This is a genomic window from Streptomyces sp. MUM 2J (assembly GCF_022414535.1).
GTDB lineage: Bacteria > Actinomycetota > Actinomycetes > Streptomycetales > Streptomycetaceae > Streptomyces.
This window is the reverse complement of record NZ_JADWYM010000035.1, coordinates 23,418-42,927: the sequence shown is the minus strand read 5'-3', so window position 1 is coordinate 42,927 and position 19,510 is coordinate 23,418. Positions and strand designations below refer to the sequence as shown.

Below are 19,510 nucleotides of genomic sequence, written 5' to 3'. Positions count from 1 at the left end.
CGGCCGTCCATGCGAGGCACCTCGCCTGGATCTGTCCCGCCGGCTCTCGTGTGACGACCACCGGCGCCGATTCGGCCGTGCGGTACCTCACGCCTGCCGACTTCGCACGGCGGCTGATCGACTTCGGTAGCCTCGGCCTCCCCGCATGGAACCCGGGGCCACGCTCGGGGTGAACCCCCACGTGCGACACCTCTCCTGGGCCGGGAACCGGACAGGAGTGACCTCCCTGGTCCACAGCACCCGGCGCCGGCACAGCGCGTCCGGCAGCCTGCCTACCACCGGTGGAGTCCGAACGGATCATCAGCAAGGCACGAGCCGACGCCCGTCGGGGGATCGAGGCGGCAGGGCGAAGTGCTCCACGCTCACAGGGGAATGAGAGGAATGACCACCGAACGACCTGCGGGACACGGCATACCCGCCGAGACGACGAGCCTGGTCGGCAGGCGCCGTGATCTCGCCCGAGTGCGCCAACTCCTGTCGCGGGCCAAGCTGGTGACAGTGACCGGTCCGGGCGGCATCGGCAAGACGCGCCTGGCGATGCGCACCGCCCGCGATGACGCGCATCGATTCCCGGACGGGGTGCGGGTGGTGGACCTCGCGCACCTCCAGGACGGCGAACGGCTCCCGGAAGCCGTGGCGCTCGCGCTCGGGCTCGACGGCGACTGCGGCCCCTCGCCGCAGGCCGTGCTGGCACGGTACCTCGCCGACCGGCGGATGCTGCTGGTCCTCGACAACTGCGAACACCTCGCCGAGCATTGCGCCCCGCTGATCCAACCACTGATCGCCGCCTGCCCGAAGCTGCACGTCCTGGCCACCAGCCGCCACCCGCTCGGCGTCTACGGCGAGTACCTGATGGACCTGGGACCGCTGGCGTTCCCCGACGCCGACCTCCCGCCACCGCCGCAGACCATGGCCCGCTACGCCTCGGTGCGGCTGTTCGTGCAGCGGGCGTCCGCCCAGGCAGGCGCGTTCGGCCACGACACGGACAGCTGGAGAGCGGCCGGACTGATCTGCGCCCGGCTCGACGGCATTCCCCTGGCCATCGAACTGGCCGCCGCGTGGCTGCGGGTGCTGACGGTGCAGCAGGTTCTCGAACGCCTCTCCGACTGCCTCCGGTTCCCGGCCGGATCCGCTTGCACGGTCCGGCACCGCACGCTGCACGCCACGATCGACCGGAGCTTCCAGCTGTGCACACCCGGTGAACAGCGCACCTGGCTCAGCCTCTCGGTCTTTCGCGGCGGCTTCGACCTGGAGGCGGCCGAGGCCGTCTGCACCGGGGACGACCTCGCACGCCAGGACGTGCTGAGCGGCCTGGCCGCGCTGGTGAACAAGTCCGTCCTGACCCGCGACAACCACGGCGGCCAGGCCCACTACCGGATGCTGGAAACGATCCGCTGCTACGGACACACCCGCCTGCGCGCGCAGAGATCCGAAGCCGACGACGTCAGACAACGCCACGGCGACTACTACCGGAACCTCGCCCTGCGCGCGGCGGCCGACTGGTTCAGCCCCCACCAGAGCTTGTGGTTCGCGCGTCTGCGCCGCAATCACGCGAACCTTCGCGAGGCGGTCGAGTTCGGCCTGAGCACACCCGGCCAGGTCCAGGGCGTGCTCGAACTGGCCGCCTCCCTGTGGAGCCACCGACTCGGCCGCGGCGGCCTGGAAGAGGAACGGCACTGGCTGATCCGGGCCCTGGCCGCCGACACCACCCCCACCCCTGCCAGGGCCAGGGCCCTGTGGGCCGACGGCTGGCTCGCTCTCCTGCGGGGCGACAGCGCCAACGCCACCGCCCGTCTGACGGAGTGCCGGGCCATCGCCGACGACCTCGATCACGCGCCGAGTCTCGCCCACGCCGGGCAACTCGCCGGCCTGGTCGCCCTGTTCCGCGACGACTACTCCCGGGCGATCCCCCTGCTGGAAGACACTCTGGAACGCCACCGGGCAGCAGGCGACCTCACCGGCCAGTGGACCACCCTGTTCCTGCTGACCGTCGCCTGCTGCCTGTCGAAGGACGAGCGAGCCGCCGACTACGGCCGGCAGAGCCTGGCACTGTGTGACACGCACGGTGCCCTGTGGTCGCGCTGCTACGCACTCTGGGCGCTCGGCCTGCAGCGCTGGCTCACCGCGGACCTGCCCGGAGCCACCGCGGCGCTCAAAGACGCTCTGCGCATCGGCACACCGAGCCACAACCTGTTCGCCGTCACCCAGTGCCTGGAGGTGCTGGCCTGGATCGCAGCCGAGAACGGGTCCGGCGCGCATGCCGCCACCCTGCTCGGCGCCGCACAGGAACTGTGGCAGCGGATCGGCGTCGCCACACCGGTACTCGGCCGGCTCCTGGACCACCGCGCGGCCTGCGAGAGGCGCCTGCGGTACGAGTTGGACGGGCGGCAACTGGCGGACGCCGTACGAGCCGGTGCGGAGCTGACCGTCCCGCAGGCGATCGACCTCGCGCTGGGCTGGGCCCCCGACTGGAACATGGCACCGGCCACCGAGCCGAGTCGGTCACTGCCCACACTGACCACCCGCGAGAGCCAGGTCGCCGAACTGATCGCCGAGGGCCTGAGTGATCGGCAGATCGCCGCCCGCCTGGTCCTGTCCCCGCGCACCATAGAAGGACACGTCCAGCGCATACTGGCCAAACTCGACTTCACCTCGCGCGTCCAGATCGCCACCTGGACGATCGGCCACCGCGCGGCCGACTGACGACCCCGGCGCCGGCCTCGGCCCCGACCGGCTGAAGCGCGCCGTCGTCCGCGAGGTCTTCCGGTTGCCGACAGCCCCAGCCGAAGTCCCCGGCTTCGTTCCACCGGTCGGGGCGTCAGCCGCTTCCCACACAGGAGGCAGCGGAGTTGTTCCGGGCGGCCCCCGGCGAACAGGTGATTCCACGCTACCGGCCCGGGCCGACCCGTATCGAGGACTGTCATGCGCCGATCAGGTAGATCTCCTCTACCGCACCAGACGGGTCTCGATTGATGCTTGGCCAGCTCTGGGCGTGTCCACAGTCAGGGATCCACGCCCGACCGCATGGTCCGCGCCGCGACTGGGCGCCGGGGGCGAAACACCCGGACCGACCACGAGCCCAAGGAGCAATCGTGCTACAACGCAAGGTGCAGCGGTGGTGGATCCGCCTGCTGACACTCGCACTCCCCGTCGGGCTTCTGGTGGCCGGCGTATCGCTGGTACAGCTGAGGGCCGCGCCCCACGCCTCGGCAGCACCTGTCACCACCACCCCACCCGACCTGAGCCACGGCGCACGTGATTCCCGCGCCCGGCGGATATACGTTCCCCAAATCGGCAGGGCCGCCCAGCTCCTGACGTACGAATACCGGCTTCCCGGGGGGCAGAGTGCTGGGATTGCGGTGTATCCGGGTGTGCTGCTCACCAACGGCAGCGTGACGAAGAGCGTCCCCAACTGGCCCCCCGCGGAGGTGCGTGGCCAGGCTGCCCAGGACTTCCTCAACCGCACGTGGGCCGAGCTCGACGAGATCGCGTCCAACCCGGAGGGCGTACGGGCGCTCCGGGCGATGGGCGAGGCGTCGCCCCTGCCGGCTTCCGGCGGGACCGCGGCCTACCAGTTCCACGACGTCGGTAGTTCCGCCCCGTCGGACGTGAAGACCGTGATCACCCATGCCCCTCAGGGAGACGACTACCAGGCCGTGAAGTTGGGAGCGCCATACAGCGAGGTAGCCGCCAGCGGAACCTGGACGGGGGAGGGGCAGGGGACCGGCGTCACTTTCATTGAGGTTCCCGACCACATTCACGGAGCATTGACGGCCGAGGGCGCGAACTTCGGGACGCGCCCGGCCACTGCACTGTTCCACGAACTGATACACGCGTTGAGGGGCTTGCTCGGGTTCGTTCCGGCAACCGTCCCGGCAACGGCTGGCGGATCGCCCGGGCGTGTTTCCGTCACCTATCCGGTGGACGATTTCACCGATCCGTCGAGTATGTTCATGATGACCACAAACGCCGAGGAGCTCATCACACACGGCGGAAGGGCGGGGCTGAAGGCCGCCTTCGGCGCAAAGTGGTATACAGCGTGGCTGTCCATCAACGCGGATCCCTATGCGGCGAAGTCGGTCGGGATCGCCGCTACCGCCGTCAAGGCGGCCCCACGTAATGCGGCCGTCGCGCGGACGCTCAAGGTCCGCAAGGCCATCGCCGACAGGCCCGTTTCGGAGCTGTCCTTCGTCGACGCGAGCAGTATCGCCCAGCCTTCCCGTCCGGCGTACAACGCACCTCCCAACGCGACGCGCTACCGGTTCGCTCCGGCATCGGGCAAGACGTGGCGCGCCCTGACGCAGGACGACTACGAAGATCCCTTGCAGAGCTCCTCTCTCACCAAGACGGAGTACAGGGCGGGAACGTGGGTGGCGACCTGCCCTGCCGGCAATCCGGTGTTCGGATGCTACGACTCCTCGAGGGCGGCTACGTCGGAGGAGATCAAGGAAGCGCAGGATTTCCAGGCTGCCGACGCGGCGTCCAAGGTCGTGGAGGAGTCGCCGGAGGGACTGATCGTCCGGGGAATGCCGGCGGAAGATCTTCCGGTCTACGCTCAGACGATGGTGGCGGAGGCCGAGTCGGCCTACCGGAGCGCTGCGCCGAGCGATCTGGCGAAGGTCGGCTTCACCTCGAACCTGCGGGACTCGTGGAGGAACCGGGCCAAGGTGTTTGTGCCGCTCGGTGGTGCGACCAGTGCTTCAGGCAAAGCGTCCGGCATTCTGTCGCCCAAGTTGACCGAGGCGTTCTCCGACCTCAACACTGCGGCCACACCGGCCATGGTGCTCCTGTGGATCAACTCGATGCAGCAGGCGTTCAGTGCGGACTCGTCCGACCTGGACAAGGCGACCGCCACGCTGGCGCTGGTACCGGTCGTGGGCCAGCTGCTCGGGATCGCCGACTCGGCGATCCACCAGGACCCCGCCGGGATCACCGCGAACGTGCTGACGCTGCTGGCGATCGCGGCTGATTTCGCGGCAATGCCGGAAGTGAGTCTGGTGCTGGGGGTCGCCGCACTCATCACGGCCGTCGTGCAGACGATCATCAGCGCGGTGCAGGGCGTGTCCGAAGTGGGGCAGATGATCTCGAGCCGCGACAAGGCGTGGCACGACGAGCTGGACGCGACCATCACCGGACAGAGCATCCCCGCGTTGCTGGCAAACGCACAGGCCGCGTTCAGGGCCGCGCAGAACCAGGTGCTGTGGAGCGCGAACCTGTCCATGGCGATGCTGGACGCGAAGGCCGACGCGTCGGGCAGCTCAGCGGTCATGACGGCGGCGCAGACCGCGAAGGCCCGGATCGTGGCGGACACCACGGCCGCCGAGCAGGCGCTTCGGAGCGGATTCATCAAGGGGGTGCACCAGGCGATCGGTGCGACGGTCGACTCGTTGAACAGGGGAACCGGGTCGGACGTCTACACCGCGTCCTACCTGGAGAGGAGCTACGACAGCTGGTACAACGCACATTTCAACGAGTACTGCTCCGGCAGCTCGTGCAGCGTGAAGCAGGTCTCGGCCAGGATGCGGGCGCACTACGACTCCGTCGTCGCTCCGCAGGTGAAGGCCGACGTGCCGAAGAACAAGTTCAGCTCGGACGACCTGAGCGCCTACCAGGACGCGGTGGACAGCCAGATCACATCGAAGGCGCTGTTCCGGCTGGTGCCCGCGGTCGACACGGCCCCGGTGGCGCCGATCCACTTCATCAACTGCGCCGACCAGAACGGCACCTGCAAGAGCAGTGTGGCCGCCACCGGGCAGGTCGTCTTCGGTGCGGCCGGCAGCTACGTCACCAGGCCCCTGCCCTCCGACGGTGTCGCGTGCGAGGCGTCCTCTTTCGTCACTGACCCCAACCCCTCCGCTCACGAGACCTGCTTCGTCCAGGCTCCGGTCGGCCCGAGTACCGCTGACGACGGATCATGGCTGGCCGTCGTGGCCCCGTGCGGCGACGAGGGCGACACGTGCACGGTGAGCGGCACCCAGGAGGTCGCCTACGGCACCGGGGCGACATGGATCATCAAACCGGTCACCTCTTCCATCACCTGCAGCGCCGGCAGCTTCGGCGCGGATCCCGCACCGGGCGCGAGCAAGCGATGCACCATCCTGGCAGGCTCGGTTCCGGGTCCGTCCCTCCAGTCCGGGGGGCCGGCGGGATTCTGTGCCGCGAAGGGAGGCGTGTGCTACGTCAGCGGGAAGACCACCCTGGCCTACGGGGCGCAGGACAACGGCTCCTACTGGGTCTACCGGAGTGTGAACGGGGCGGACTACCCCCACGGCGTGCCGTGCACGGCAGGCAGCACCGACTCGACGTTCCCGACCGACCCGTTGCCCGGGCACAGCAACGAATCGTGCCACCTCGCCAGACCGCCCGCGCACCTCGCCTTCTGCGCCGGCCCGGGCGGCACCTGCACCGTGCCGTCGGATGGCGTCCACCAGATGGCCTACGGCGGCAACGGTGCCTGGGTCGTCAAGACCGTCGGTGCCGGCAGCGTCGCCTGCGAGGACGCCGCCTTCAGTGACGTGACGAGGCTGAGCAGCACCGCACTGGCAGACAACACGCACAACTACTGCTACCTGTCGGTCAAGAACGGCGACCTGGTCATCGGCGACACCGGCTACGACTTCGGAAACCAAGGCTACAACTGGTACTCCATCGGTTGCAGGAGCGGCGAAACATGCTCCGTGACCAGCTCGAGTCCGACCGAAACGGCCTACGGCACCTACAACGGCCTCAACGGCACCTACCTCGTCAAGCAGGTGACCACCGGTTCCGATCAGACGGCGCGGCTCTGCTCCCACACCACCTTCACCGCCAGTGATCCACAACTGGGCATCGCATACTGTTTCGCCCTCGCCTCGCCCACCACGACGTTCAACCCTGCCCAGACCGGATTCATCTATCCGACCGTCCCGGCTCTGGTCCACGCAGACATCACCAACGCCAGACTCGTCAACACCGCGACAGGCCAGTGCCTCGACGTCCATCGCGGCCAGAACGTCATCGAGGGCTCCGCCGCCGGCCTCTCCAACTGCGCCGCCAGCACACTTCTGCGCTGGTCCCTGACGTCCACGGGCTCCCTCGAGGAGACCACTCGCGGCGTTACGCAATGCCTGGGGTCCAATGGGTATTCGATGGTCATAGGCAGTGACTGCTACCAGAATGATCCCTGGTGGTGGCAGCAGGGTCCCGGGTTCTCCCTGATCAACCAAGGCCAGTGCCTCACCGCCCTCACGCAGTACAAATCCCCGGCAGTCAAACTCGCCCTCTGCAACGGAAGCCGCGAACAGGAATGGCGACCGATGCCCTGACCCGGAACCACCCCACAAGCGGTCTTCACCCCGGGCGTCCCGGAAGGTGAAACGGCGACTCGGACAAGAGCCGGCGCAGATGGGCGGGGTGGGGCACCAGGACGGCGAGGCGGGCGCAGGTCCCCGCGATCACGGAGTCGCGGTGGCGTCCATCGCCCTCCGGTGTCTCCAGGGTGGAGCCCACTCCGCGGCGAGCGGCCGAGTGGGGAGTGGAGCCCACCGTGGTGCCCGTCGTGGCGCGGGATTCCATTCCGGCGGGAACCGGCCGGTGGGGAGCGCCGCCCAGCCCGGTATCCGGTGCGGCAAGACCACCGGCATCGGCCGCTTCCCCTCCCGCGGGTTCAGTGGCAATGCCGTCTCGCTCGAACCGGCTCTGCGACCATGGCTGTATGACGGTGAGACTGGACAACGCGCGGGGTCTGTACCTTCACGGTATCCGTGACGGCAGGGCGCGCGAGGCTCTCGATCGGTACACGGGGGACCGTTACACCCAGCACAGCACGGGAGTGGCCGACGGCAAGGAGGGATTCCTCGCCTTCTTCGAGCCTTTTCTCCTCTGCAACCCTCAACGTGACATCGAGGTGGTCCGCGCGATCGAGGACGGCCGATATGTCTTCCTCCATGTGGCGCAGACCCTGGGCGGCACGGCGCACTGGGTGACCGCAGACCTGTTCGACACCGACGAGAACGCCCGGATCATCGAGCACTGGGACACGATCGCCGTCGGCGGACTGACCACTCCGTCGGGCCACACCCAGACCGGCGGAGCAACCGAGGTATCCGATCTCGGCCGCACGGAAGAGAACAAGCAAAAGGTCTCCGACTTCATCGCCACGGTCTTCCGGGGCGGACAGACCGAGCGTGTCGCCGAGTTCGTCTCGCAGGACCGGTACGTGCAGCACACCCCCGGGGTGGCCGACGGTGTCGACGGCTTCGCCGCGTTCATCGCGGGCCTCGCGGCCGAGGGGAAGTCGCAGACGTACACGAGGGTGCACCGGCTGGTCGGCCAGGGGAATTTCGTCGTCACCCTCAGCGAGGTCGACCGGGCCGGTACCCCCATGGCCGTGTTCGACATCTTCCGGCTTCAGGACGGTCTGATCGTCGAGCACTGGGAGGTGGCGGAGCCCGTCCCGTCCCCCGCCGAGGCGAACAACAGCGGCAAATTCTGACAGCCGGTCTGACGGCAGGTCCGTCAGCCCCCGTCCTGAACGCAGGAGCAACAACCAGACTGGCCGAGTGGCCGGCGGATCCTTCCGGCCGGACGGATCGCGGTGCTCGTCCCGGCCGTGTCCAGGACGTGCCCATGCGGATACGGCGCAGCGCCGGCGGTCGCCCGGCGGCTTCCGTGGATCCTTTCGCACCCCCTGGCGTTCACCCGGGCGGGGTGCCTCTCCCGGTGGGCGGTCGCACCAGTGTGTCCAGCAGGTAGTCGACCGACCGGCGAAGGCGGTCGGTGAGGCCGTCGGCCGGAGCCCGGCCCATGCAGACCCGCACGATGTCCATGTACATGGTCGAGTAGATGACGTGAGCCGCCATCTCCAGGTCGCTTCCGGGGAGCACCGGGCCGGTGGCGACGTACCTGCGCAGGATCTCCTCGATCGCGCACTCGACCCTGGCCACATGGGCGGCGGCTTCCTCCCGCTCCGGGCCACTTCCGAACAGCGTCTCCCGTTGGTAGGCGGCCGTGTTCTCGGGGTGGCGGCGGACCGATTCGACGAGTGGTGCCACCAGCGCGAGGACCGCCTCGGTGGGAGCGGTGCCGTTTCGGCTGAGCGTGATGCCCCGTTCGACGCCGAGCCGGAGCTGTTCGTTCATCACCAGCATGAGCAGGCCTGCTTTGGACCCCGCGTAGCGGAAGAGGGTGCCGGTGCCGACATCGGCCGCGTCGGCGACCTCCTGCGTGGCTACAGCCGAGTAGCCGCGTTCGGCGAACAGTTCGGTGGCCGCGTCGAGGATGCGGCGGATCTTGTCCTGTTTGTTCCGTTCCCGCCGGCTGACAGGCTGCGCCGCAGAGGCTGCCGCGGGCCGTGACGGCGGAGGGGTCGGTTGCATGGCTGCCCTTTCCGTGAAGAACGGCCGTCATCGGGGGCCGAAGGGCCCTGATCCGGCGTGCGGCGGGGTCGAAGGTCCCGCATGTGCCCAGGATAGAAGATCGCCAGGAAAAACTGAGTACGCTCGAAACGGAGTCCAGTCCGGAATTGAGGTCATGGCGATGAACAACGACAACAAGCACCTGTGGATCGTCGGCGGCGGGATCGCCGGTATGGCGGCGGCCGCCTTCGCCGTACGCGACGCCGGCATGTCCGGCAGTCAGGTCCACATCCTGGAGGAACTGGACGTCGAGGGCGGTTCCCTCGACGGCGCCAAGTCCCCGGCCCACCGCGACGCGTACGTGACACGCGGCGGACGCATGCTGGAGGAGGAGGCGTATCAGTGCGTGTGGGACCTGTTCAGCACCATCCCCTCACTGGAGGATCCGGACGTCAGCGTCACGGACGAGACGCGGGAGTTCAACAGCCGGATCAGGACCCATGCCCAGGCCCGACTCATCGACGGCCGCCACCGCATCCTGGACGCCTCCGACTTCGGCTTCTCCGTCCGGGACCGGAGCGAACTCTCCCGTCTCATGGGCACACCGGAACACCTGCTCGGCAGCAAGCGGATCGACGAGATGTTCGATCCCCACTTCTTCACGACCAACTTCTGGCAGATGTGGCGCACCACCTTCGCCTTCCAGCGCTGGCACTCGGCAGCGGAACTGCGCCGCTACCTCCTGCGGTTCGCCCAGGAGTTCTCCCGCATCCACACTCTGTCCGGCGTGCGCAGGACCGTCTACAACCAGTTCGACTCGATGGTCGTGCCGCTCCAGCGCTGGCTGGTGGCCCAGGGTGTCGACGTACGCCTCGGCACCCGGGTCCTGGACGTCGACTTCAGCGGCACCCCGGAGACCGGCCGCCGCGCCACCTGCCTGCACATCCAGGACGCCGACGGCAGCCGGCGCCTCGAACTCGGGCCGGACGACTACGCCCTGATCACCCTGGGGTCCATCACCGCCGACTCCACCTACGGCGGGAACGACACAGTGCCGGAACTCATCCGGGACCGCCGTGACCAGGGCTGGTCGCTGTGGGAGAAGATCGCCCGCAAGGCCGACGACTTCGGGCGTCCCATGTCCTTCTACGGCAACGTGGACGAGCACAAGTGGGAGTCGTTCACCCTCACCATGCACGACGAGGCGCTCCTCAGGCGCATCACCGCCTACACCGGAAACGAACCGGGTACGGGCGCCCTGATGACCTGGATCGAGTCGGGCTGGCATCTGTCCATCGTGGTTCCCTACCAGCCGCACTTTCCGGACATGCCAGAGGACACCTACACCCTGTGGGGATACGGCTTCGAGATCGACCGCGAAGGCGACTACGTGCGCAAGCCCATGGCGCGGTCGACCGGCGGGGAGATCCTGACGGAACTCGTTCGCCAGCTCGGCTTCGACGATCTCCTCGACCACGTGCTGGAGACGACGGACGTCACCACCTCCATGATGCCGTACGCCTCCGCCCTCTTCGCCTGCCGGGCTCCGGGGGACCGTCCCGAGGTCGTGCCGGACGGCGCCCGCAATTTCGCATTCGCCGGACAGTTCGTCGAGATGCCCGACGACGTCGTCTTCACCGTGGAGTACTCGGTGCACGCCGCGATGCTGGCGATGTACACGCTGCTGGGTGTGGACCGCCCGATCCCGCCCGTCTACCAGGGGATGCGTGATCCGCAGGTCGCCGCCCGCGCCGCCCGCACGCTCCTGCACGCCGGCGGAGACGACTGAACCCGCCCGGCCGGTCCCCCCGCACCGCGTGACGGACACCTGCGGTGCCGCTCGCCAGGGCGCCGCAGGTGTCCGTGCGCGTAGCGGCACATGCGGCGCGGGACGGCTTCCCGCCAATGGGCAGACGGCAGCGACTGCTGCCGTCTGCCCGTTTGCGTGGTTGCGGCGACCCGCACATGTGGCGCGGGTCAGTCTGCGGGCCGCGCGGTGAAGACGCGCTCCAGCAGCGCGGACAGGGTGTCCCTCTCCTGCGGGCCGAGCTGTTCCAGACCTGCGACGGTGTGGTGCATCTTGCCGCGGATCGTGTCGATGACCCGCTCGCCGTCCGCCGTCAGGACGACGTTCTTGACGCGCCGGTCGGACGGGCTGGGGGCGCGGCGCACCAGGCCGCGCTTCTCCAGCCGGTCGACGATCCCGGTCATGTTGGAGGCGTCGCAGGTCAAGGTGGCGGCCAGGGCGCTCATGGACGCGGCTCCCCGGCGTAGCACGGTGAGGGTCTTGCCCTGGCTGGGGGTGAGGTTCTCGCTCGCGGCGGCGACCGTGAAGTCGCCGTAGTAGGAGGCCAGCGAGACCGAGAGCAACTCCATGAGCTGAGCCGTGTCGGTGCGGGCGGTTCCTGTCATGTGCGTCACCCTACGCCAGGAAACTTGACGATCTCAAGCAATGGTGGCTACCGTCGCGCCATTGCTTGAAGTCATCAAGTATCAATGTCCTCAAACAGTTGATCCGGGCCCTCAGGAAGCTCACCGGGTCATGAACAGGGAGACTCTTCGTGTCTCAGGCACAGCAGACGGTGCCTCCACGGCGCTCGGGAGATACCGCGGTCGTCCTGGTGCTCGGGCTCGCCGCCATGGTCGTCTCGATGATGCAGACCCTGGTCGTCCCGATCCTGGGCATCATCCAGAACGACCTCAAGGCCACCACCTCCGACGTCAGCTGGGTGGCCACGGCCACGCTGCTGTCAGCGGCCGTCTTCACCCCGCTGTTCGGCCGTTTCGGCGACCAGCACGGCAAGAAGCCCACCCTCGTCGGCGTCCTGCTGGTGATGGTCATGGGTTCCGTCCTCGCCGCCACGACCACCTCGCTGACCTGGCTGATCGTCGGCCGGGTGATGCAGGGAGCTGCAACCGCGATCTTCCCCCTGGCCCTCTCCATCCTGCGTGAAGAGATCAGGCCGGAACGACTGCACGGTGCGATGGCCCTGGTCAGCGGCACCCTCGCGTTCGGCAGCGGACTCGCGCTGGTCGGTGCGGGGCTGCTCACCCGCGGCTCCGACCCGGACTACCACCGGGTCTTCTGGCTCGCGGTCCTGCTCGCTGTGGTGGCGCTGGCGGGCGTGCTGTTCACCGTGCCCGCCTCCCGGACGAAGACGGGCGGGCGCACGGACTGGCTGGGAGCCCTCACTCTGGGAGCGCTGCTGGTGCTGCTCCTTCTGCCCGTCTCGCAGGGGCACCAGTGGGGATGGACCTCCGGCCGCACGCTCGGCACCTTCGCCGGGGCGGTCGTGATGGGGCTGGTGTGGGTCGTCGTCGAGCGCCGGGTCGGGGAGCCGATGGTGGACCTGAAGATGTTCGTCCACCCGCCGGTCCTCTTCACCAACCTGGCCGGACTGATGCTGGGGTTTGCGATGTTCACCCAGTTCCTCGGCGTCTCGTATCTCGTCCAGATGCCGGACAAGCTCGTCGGCTACGGCTTCGGAGCGTCCGTGCTCGAAGCGTCCGTGGTGTATCTGCTGCCGACGGCACTCGTTTCGCTGGTGGGTGCCCAGTTCGGTGGTGTGCTGGTACGCCGTCTCGGCGCACGTGTCACGCTGGCGGTCGGAGCCTGCTGCGGAGTCCTCGGCTTCACCTGGCTGAGCGGCGCGCACGACACCACGGCCTCGGTGATCGGCGCGGGCATGATCATCGGTCTGTCGATCAGCTTCGGCTACGCCGCGATGCCCGCTCTCATCGTGGCCGGCGTCCCGTCCCACCAGACGGGCATCGCCAACGGCATCAACTCGATCTCCCGCTCGGTCGGCAGCGCCGTGGCGAGCGCGGTGATCACCTCGCTGCTCGCGTCCAAGACCGTCCCGGTTCCGCGGGGTGTGCCCGCGCTGCCCGCCGAGAGTCAGTTCACGTCGAGCTTCGTCATCGCCGGAGCGGCCTTCCTCCTGGTCGTGGCCATCGCGCTCCTCGGCCTCCAGCCGGACCGCGTGCCGCGGACTGCCGGGCCGAGTACGGCCGAGGAGCCCCCGGCGGCGCAGGGAGCGGAGACGGAATCCGCCTCCGCGACCATGTGAGCGGGAACCACCGACCTGCCCCACCGCCGTTCCCGAGCCCGCCCCGCCCGGCGGCACGGCCGAACCCCTCCTCCCCGAAAGGCATGCGACGTTGAAGACCTCGGACGATTCCGGCCACCGACCCGTTCACACACCGGTGGACCACCGGGCCGCGGTGGCGGCCGAGACCGCCCGGTTCGTCGCTGCGGTCGAGGGCGCCGACCCGGCGACCCCGGTGCCTGGCTGCCCCGGCTGGACGCTGACCGATCTGATCAGGCACACGGGAAGCGTGCAGCGCTGGTTCTCGGTGCTGCTGCGGACGCGCGTCCAGCAGCCGCCGAGCACGCGCGAGGTGGAGCTGGACCTCCCGGACCGGGAGGACGGATACCCCGGCTGGCTCGCCGCGAGCGCGGCCGTGGCCGCCGACGCATTCGCCGTCACCGAGCCGGATCTGCCGATGTGGGCCTGGGGCGCCGACCAGCACGCCCGCTTCTGGACGCGCCGGATGTTCTGCGAGACCCTGCTGCACCGGACCGACGCCGAAACGGCGCTCGGCCTGCGGCCCGCTGTGGACCGCCCGGCCGCCGTCGACGGAATCGACGAGTTCCTGGTCAATCTGCCCTTCGCCGCCTTCTTCGCCCCCAAGGTGGCCGATCTGCGGGCCTCCGACCGAACGATCCTCTTCGGCACCACCGACGGGGACGACCGGTGGCTCGTGCGCCTGCGTCCCGACGGCTTCGGGATCGACACCGCTCACGAGACCGCGGCCGCCGGGGACGCGGCCGTCCGGGGAAGCGCCGCCGACCTGCTCCTGCTCCTCTACGGACGGATGTCCCTCGACAGCGGACTCGTCTCCGCCGATGGGGACGAGGAACTGCTGGAGCGCTGGTTCGCCAACTCGGCCTTCTGATACGGCGCGGCCGGCCCGTTCCGGAGCGCCGGCCGCGCCGTGTGGGCCCCGGCGCCCGACACGGCGCGGGCGCGCGGGCTGCGGACGTCGGGCCGGGCGCCCCACGGTGCGGGACGCATGACCCCGAGCTGACCCGCGGGCCCGCGGCGTGGCCCGCACCTGCGCATCGGGGGCTTGTTCGTCAGGGCCGGCCGTCGGCCGGAAGACCCACCCCGCCCAGAACGGCGAGGTCCGTGCGGTGCGGCGCAGTCGACAGCAGCGCGAGGACATCCGCGGGGGTGGGACCGTCGGCGGGCGACGGAGCGGAGAGGGCAGCCCGTGCACTGGCGTCGTCCCGCCAGACTTCGGTGACACGCACTGTGTCCGGATCGGCCGCGTCCTGGCTGACCAGGTAGATCTCACAGCCGGCGAAGCCGCGCAGCCTCTCCGCCACTCCCAGAAGGACGGCGGCGAGTTCGCCGCCTCTGCCCGGGTGTGCTGTCATGGTCATCAGTCTGCCGATCACGCTCAGGCCAGGGTGGTGATGCAGAAGGGGTGGCCTGCGGGGTCCAACAGGACCCGCCACCGGCCGGGTTCCGGCTGGATCGCCGGCTCGACGGCCCCCAGGGCGAGCAGCCAAGCCTGGGCGGCATCGAGGTCATCGACACCCAGTTCGATGTGGGCTTGCTTCTCCTGAGACGGGTCTGGCCAGGTGGGACGCCGGTAGTCGGCCAGGCGGTTGAACCCCAGTCCGGCCGAGCCCTCCTGGCCGAGCAGGACGAAGTCGTCGGTGGAGTAGGCGACGGGCAGTCCAAGGGCGTCGCCGTAGAAGCGGGCCAGTTCGGCGGGGTCCGGGCAGTCGAAGGTGATGGCTGAGTAGCGGATCGCGGGTGGGGACGTCTCGGCAGTGCTCATGCGGCAGACGATAGGGCGGGACCAGGACAGGATGGGTCCTGGTCATGCGGGACACTTCACGATGTGGTCACCACTTCGGCACGCCTGCTGCGACTCGTCTCACTGCTGTCCGCGAGACCCTCGTGGACCTGCGGTGAGTTGGCCGACCGGATGGCGGTCACCGAGCGCACGGTGCGCCGGGACGTCGCAAGGCTCCGGGATCTGGGCTACGGAGTCGAGTCCGCCCCCGGGCCCTGGGGCGGTTATCGCCTCAGGACCGGGAAGCGGCTGCCGCCGCTGATCCTTGATGACGAAGAGGCACTCGCCGTGGCCGTCGGGCTGCGCGAGGCGGCACTCAGCGGCGTTCTCGGCGGCGACCAAGCCGCGCTGTCGGCGCTGCTGAAACTGCGGCAGGTCCTTCCACCGCGGATCGCGGACCGACTTGGTGAGATGGACGCCGCCTTTGCGCACACCCCCAGGCCCGACGAGCCGCAGATCACGCCCGCCATGCTGCTGGAACTGGCCACCGCGTGCCGCCGGGGGGAGCGCGCCCACTTGTCGTACCGCGACAGGAAAGGGAAGGCCACCACCCGGGACGTCGACCCGTACCGCCTCGTGCACACGGGGCGCCGCTGGTACTTCGTCGCCCGGGACGTGACGCGGGGCGAGTGGCGGACGTTCCGGGCGGACCGGGTGGCCCGCATACGGCCAACCGGGCAAGCCGTGGAACTCCTCGACCCACCCGACCCGGTACTGCTCGTCTCCCGATCCGTCGCGACCGGCGCCTACCCGCTCTGTGCGAGCGTCCGCCTCCCGTTGCCCATGGACCAAGCGCTACGCCTGGTCCCGTCGACGGTCGGCACCCACCGACCGGACGGCCCCGATGCCACCATCGTCGACATCGGCGGCCCCGATGCGGACGGGCTCGCCCGATACCTGCTCAGCCTGGCCACCCCGCTGCGGGTCCTGTCTCCGGACGAGGTACGGGAAGCACTGCTGCGCCGTACCCGGGACCTGTCCGCGGCCAACGGGGCGCCGCCCTGCTCGCGGCGGCCCCCGCCCTGAGCTGTCTTCGGTCTGCCGCGGGCCCGGAAGCAGAATCCGTCTGACCGGGGCGGCCCGTTGCGCCGAGCGGCTCCCCGGGGCCGTCGGGCCCCGCCACCGGAACCGCTCCCTTCCTCGGTACCCCATCGAAGGCGGGGGCGGTTCCCGTGTGCCCGGTGCGGCGGGCACCGCGCGAGTCGTCAGACCTCCACCATCACCTGGTCCAGCGCCTTGCGCTTCAGGTCCGGCACCTGGCAGTCCTCCGCCGGGTAGCCGACCGGGATCACGGCGAAGGCCTTCTCGTTCTCGGGCCGTCCCAGTACCTGGGAGAGGAAGCGCATCGGGCTCGGCGTGTGGACCAGCGCGGCCAGGCCCGACAGGTGCAGGGCGGACAGCAGCATGCCGACCGCGATGCCCACGGACTCGTCCACGTAGTAGTGCTTCCGTTTGGCGCCGTCCTCACCCAGCCAGTACCGCTGCTGGAAGACCACGATCAGCGCCGGGGCGTCCGTGAGGTGTGTCTTCACCGCGTCCGTGCCCAGCGGGCGCAGGGCGGCGAGCCACTCCTCGCCGAGCCTGCCGTCGTAGGAGGTCCGCTCCTCGCGCTCGGCTTCTTCACGGATGCGCACGCGGATCTGCGGATCCCGGACCAGGACGAAGGTCCAGGGCTGCTGGTGGGCACCGGACGGTGCCGTGGCCGCGCAGGCGATGGCGTCCCGTACGACCTGCTCCGGCACGGGGTCGGAGGAGAACCGGCGTACCGTGCGCCGCTGCCGCATCCGGTCGCGCAGCTCTGCCGAGCGGGTGAGGGACTCCGCGGGCTCCATGCGCTCAGGGCGGTAGGGGACCGGGTGGTAGGGGGCGCCGTGGGTGGGCTCCCAGCGTTCTTCGACGGTGGCAGTCATAGGGGAGAGTCTGGTGTCCCCGGCCCCGGGTTCCAAGGGCGGAAGGGAGGACTGAGCGACCAGGACATCCTGCGCCGTCGCGAATGATTCGCCGCCCGCGAGGTCTACCGCTCGCTGACCAGCACACCAACGGAACACCAGGTCGTGCTCAGCCCGGCACCAGCGTGACCGTTCCGTCTCACCGCCATCCGGTCCGGGTTCGCAGCTGCTCGCTCCAGCCGGTCTGTTCGTTTCCTGTGGCGTCGGGCGGGGGCCCGCACGGGTGTGTGGGGCGGGTTCGTCACCGTGTAGCGCACGGCCGGGAACGGGACTCCCTCGTGCCCACGCGCAGACTCGCGGACTCCGCGGCCGCAGTGCGCGCCCCGGTGGGTGCGGAATCCTTGACCCTCGGTCGGCGCTCCAGGATGCTGTGTTGCGGAAAACGAGATCTGTGCCGCAATGAGCAACACCTGTCTCATGTATCGATCAGCCGAGGAGTGGCCATGACGCACCAGGTCCGTGCCGTCGTCGCGCGGGGCAAGGGCGCCCCCGTCAGCCTGGAAACGATCATCGTGCCCGACCCGGGTCCGGGTGAGGCGCTCGTGAGGATCGAGGCCTGCGGGGTCTGCCACACCGATCTGCACTATCGCGAGGGCGGCATCAACGACGACTTCCCGTTCCTGCTGGGCCACGAGGCCGCTGGGGTCGTGGAGTCGGTGGGGGAGGGCGTCACCGACGTCGCCCCCGGAGACTTCGTCATCCTCAACTGGCGTGCGGTGTGCGGTCAGTGCCGGGCCTGTCTGCGTGGACGGCCGTGGTACTGCTTCAACACCCACAACGCGAAGCAGAAGATGACCTTGACGGACGGCACCGAGCTGTCACCGGCGCTGGGCATCGGCGCGTTCGCGGAGAAGACGCTGGTCGCGGCCGGGCAGTGCACGAAGGTCGACCGGGCCGCGTCGGCGGCCGCCGCCGGTCTGCTGGGGTGCGGGGTGATGGCGGGCATCGGCGCGGCCATCAACACCGGGAACGTCGGACGGGGTGACTCGGTCGCCGTCATCGGCTGCGGCGGTGTCGGAGCCGCGGCGATCGCCGGGGCGAGCCTGGCGGGCGCGGCGAAGGTCATCGCGGTGGACATCGACGACCGCAAGCTGGAGACGGCCAGGAGCCTGGGCGCGACCCACACCGTCAACTCCGGGGAAGTCGACGCCGTCGACGCGATCGGTGAGCTGACCGGCGGATTCGGCGCCGATGTCGTCATCGAGGCGGTCGGCCGCCCGGAGACGTACAAGCAGGCCTTCTACGCCCGCGATCTCGCCGGCACGGTTGTCCTGGTCGGCGTGCCCACCCCGGAGATGAAGCTCGAACTGCCGCTGCTGGACGTTTTCGGACGCGGTGGCGCGCTGAAGTCCTCCTGGTACGGTGACTGTCTGCCGAGCAGGGACTTCCCCATGCTCGTCGACCTGTATCTGCAGGGCCGGCTGAACCTGGACGCCTTCGTCACGGAGACCATCGCGCTGGACGAGGTCGAGAAGGCCTTCGAGCGGATGCACCACGGTGACGTGCTGCGCTCGGTGGTGGTTCTCTGATGGCCGCCCGCATCGAGCACCTCGTCACCTCGGGGACCTTCTCGCTGGACGGCGGCACCTGGGACGTCGACAACAACGTGTGGATCATCGGCGACGACAGCGAGGCGATCGTCGTCGACGCCGCGCATGACGCCGAAGCGATCGCGCGGGTCGTCGACGGGCGCGCCTTGCGGGCCATCGTGTGCACACACGCACACAACGACCACATCGACGCCGCTCCGGAACTCGCGGCGCGCACGGGTGCCCCGATTCTCCTTCACCCGGACGACCTGCCGCTGTGGAAGCAGACCCACCCCGACAAGGCGCCGGACGCCGAACTGGCCGACGGCCAGGGCTTCACGGTGGCCGGCGTCGAACTGACCGTGCTGCATACGCCCGGCCACGCCCCCGGCGCGGTCTGCCTGTACGCGCCGGCCCTGGCGGCGCTCTTCAGCGGCGACACGCTGTTCGCCGGTGGGCCGGGGGCCACGGGGAGGTCGTACAGCCACTTCCCGACGATCGTCGAGTCGATCCGGGACCGGCTGCTGGTGCTGCCGGGCGACACCGTCGTGCACACCGGGCACGGGGGGACGACCACCATCGCCGCTGAGGCTCCGCACCTCCAGGAGTGGATCGACCGAGGTTTCTGACGCCTGTCGGTGATCATCACGCGCCCGCCCTCGGCTCGCGGCCATCGCGATCCGATGTGGCGGGCTGCTGTTGTTCTATATGGATGAAGTTTTGCATGGTGCAACTTCATCAACGGCTCACGGTGCCCTGTGAACGCCTTGACAAGGGTTCTGGGCGACCCCAGACTGATGTTGCGCTAAACGCAATCCGTTTCGTT

14 protein-coding genes are annotated in these 19,510 nt (G+C 69.4%); 9 read left to right on the top strand and 5 right to left on the bottom strand.

Going from position 1 to position 19,510, the window contains the following annotated elements:
• Positions 1–381 precede the first annotated feature (381 nt).
• From I3F54_RS24220 to I3F54_RS24210, 3 genes are all read left to right on the top strand, one after another.
• Positions 382–2,703, top strand: a complete 2,322-nt coding sequence (locus I3F54_RS24220) for a LuxR C-terminal-related transcriptional regulator (protein WP_240120991.1) — start codon at positions 382–384, stop codon at positions 2,701–2,703.
• A 389-nt stretch (positions 2,704–3,092) separates the two neighbouring features.
• Positions 3,093–7,304 carry a ricin-type beta-trefoil lectin domain protein gene (locus tag I3F54_RS32425; RefSeq protein WP_240120990.1) on the top strand — a complete coding sequence of 1,404 codons (4,212 nt, stop codon included), beginning with the start codon at positions 3,093–3,095 and terminating at the stop codon, positions 7,302–7,304.
• Positions 7,305–7,693: 389 nt separating this feature from the next.
• Positions 7,694–8,473 (top strand): nuclear transport factor 2 family protein, encoded by a 780-nt coding sequence (locus tag I3F54_RS24210; protein ID WP_240120989.1) that lies wholly within the window; start codon positions 7,694–7,696, stop codon positions 8,471–8,473.
• 202 nt (positions 8,474–8,675) lie between these two features.
• On the opposite strand, the gene I3F54_RS24205 is transcribed toward I3F54_RS24210, so the two are convergent.
• A complete protein-coding gene (locus tag I3F54_RS24205; RefSeq protein WP_240120987.1) occupies positions 8,676–9,356 on the bottom strand; it encodes a TetR/AcrR family transcriptional regulator in 681 nt (226 codons plus the stop codon).
• Positions 9,357–9,510: 154 nt separating this feature from the next.
• Between I3F54_RS24205 and I3F54_RS24200 the strand changes: the two genes are divergently transcribed.
• Positions 9,511–11,124, top strand: a complete 1,614-nt coding sequence (locus I3F54_RS24200) for an oleate hydratase (protein WP_240120985.1) — start codon at positions 9,511–9,513, stop codon at positions 11,122–11,124.
• Positions 11,125–11,312: 188 nt separating this feature from the next.
• On the opposite strand, the gene I3F54_RS24195 is transcribed toward I3F54_RS24200, so the two are convergent.
• A complete protein-coding gene (locus I3F54_RS24195; protein ID WP_240120983.1) occupies positions 11,313–11,747 on the bottom strand; it encodes a MarR family winged helix-turn-helix transcriptional regulator in 435 nt (144 codons plus the stop codon).
• Positions 11,748–11,896: 149 nt separating this feature from the next.
• Between I3F54_RS24195 and I3F54_RS24190 the strand changes: the two genes are divergently transcribed.
• Both I3F54_RS24190 and I3F54_RS24185 read left to right on the top strand, forming a co-directional pair.
• Positions 11,897–13,405, top strand: a complete 1,509-nt coding sequence (locus tag I3F54_RS24190; RefSeq protein WP_240120982.1) for an MFS transporter — start codon at positions 11,897–11,899, stop codon at positions 13,403–13,405.
• Positions 13,406–13,559: 154 nt separating this feature from the next.
• Positions 13,560–14,294 carry a maleylpyruvate isomerase family mycothiol-dependent enzyme gene (locus I3F54_RS24185; protein ID WP_240120979.1) on the top strand — a complete coding sequence of 245 codons (735 nt, stop codon included), beginning with the start codon at positions 13,560–13,562 and terminating at the stop codon, positions 14,292–14,294.
• Between the two features lie 181 nt (positions 14,295–14,475).
• Here I3F54_RS24185 and I3F54_RS24180 read toward each other — a convergent pair whose 3' ends face one another.
• Positions 14,476–14,778, bottom strand: a complete 303-nt coding sequence (locus tag I3F54_RS24180; RefSeq protein ID WP_240120977.1) for a putative quinol monooxygenase — start codon at positions 14,776–14,778, stop codon at positions 14,476–14,478.
• Between the two features lie 23 nt (positions 14,779–14,801).
• Positions 14,802–15,188 carry a VOC family protein gene (locus I3F54_RS24175; protein ID WP_240120975.1) on the bottom strand — a complete coding sequence of 129 codons (387 nt, stop codon included), beginning with the start codon at positions 15,186–15,188 and terminating at the stop codon, positions 14,802–14,804.
• 63 nt (positions 15,189–15,251) lie between these two features.
• On the opposite strand from I3F54_RS24175, the gene I3F54_RS24170 reads away from it, so the two are divergent.
• Positions 15,252–16,232 (top strand): YafY family protein, encoded by a 981-nt coding sequence (locus I3F54_RS24170; protein WP_240120973.1) that lies wholly within the window; start codon positions 15,252–15,254, stop codon positions 16,230–16,232.
• Between the two features lie 179 nt (positions 16,233–16,411).
• Here I3F54_RS24170 and I3F54_RS24165 read toward each other — a convergent pair whose 3' ends face one another.
• Positions 16,412–17,116 carry a nitroreductase family protein gene (locus I3F54_RS24165; RefSeq protein WP_240120972.1) on the bottom strand — a complete coding sequence of 235 codons (705 nt, stop codon included), beginning with the start codon at positions 17,114–17,116 and terminating at the stop codon, positions 16,412–16,414.
• A 482-nt stretch (positions 17,117–17,598) separates the two neighbouring features.
• Between I3F54_RS24165 and I3F54_RS24160 the strand changes: the two genes are divergently transcribed.
• Complete coding sequence (locus I3F54_RS24160) at positions 17,599–18,684, top strand: S-(hydroxymethyl)mycothiol dehydrogenase (RefSeq protein ID WP_240120970.1); 1,086 nt, start codon at positions 17,599–17,601, stop codon at positions 18,682–18,684.
• A complete protein-coding gene (locus I3F54_RS24155; protein WP_240120968.1) occupies positions 18,684–19,313 on the top strand; it encodes an MBL fold metallo-hydrolase in 630 nt (209 codons plus the stop codon). Before I3F54_RS24160 ends, I3F54_RS24155 begins: the two co-directional genes overlap by 1 nt.
• Positions 19,314–19,510: the final 197 nt, after the last annotated feature.

What these genes read in the sequence shown, in the direction of transcription:
- I3F54_RS24220 (WP_240120991.1), top strand. Translation starts at nt 382, where the DNA reads ATGACCACCGAACGACCTGCGGGACACGGCATACCCGCCGAGACGACG.
- I3F54_RS24210 (WP_240120989.1), top strand. Translation starts at nt 7,694, where the DNA reads ATGACGGTGAGACTGGACAACGCGCGGGGTCTGTACCTTCACGGTATC.
- I3F54_RS24205 (WP_240120987.1), bottom strand. Translation starts at nt 9,356, where the DNA reads ATGCAACCGACCCCTCCGCCGTCACGGCCCGCGGCAGCCTCTGCGGCG.
- I3F54_RS24200 (WP_240120985.1), top strand. Translation starts at nt 9,511, where the DNA reads ATGGCGATGAACAACGACAACAAGCACCTGTGGATCGTCGGCGGCGGG.
- I3F54_RS24195 (WP_240120983.1), bottom strand. Translation starts at nt 11,747, where the DNA reads ATGACAGGAACCGCCCGCACCGACACGGCTCAGCTCATGGAGTTGCTC.
- I3F54_RS24180 (WP_240120977.1), bottom strand. Translation starts at nt 14,778, where the DNA reads ATGACAGCACACCCGGGCAGAGGCGGCGAACTCGCCGCCGTCCTTCTG.
- I3F54_RS24175 (WP_240120975.1), bottom strand. Translation starts at nt 15,188, where the DNA reads ATGAGCACTGCCGAGACGTCCCCACCCGCGATCCGCTACTCAGCCATC.
- I3F54_RS24165 (WP_240120972.1), bottom strand. Translation starts at nt 17,116, where the DNA reads ATGACTGCCACCGTCGAAGAACGCTGGGAGCCCACCCACGGCGCCCCC.
- I3F54_RS24160 (WP_240120970.1), top strand. Translation starts at nt 17,599, where the DNA reads ATGACGCACCAGGTCCGTGCCGTCGTCGCGCGGGGCAAGGGCGCCCCC.
- I3F54_RS24155 (WP_240120968.1), top strand. Translation starts at nt 18,684, where the DNA reads ATGGCCGCCCGCATCGAGCACCTCGTCACCTCGGGGACCTTCTCGCTG.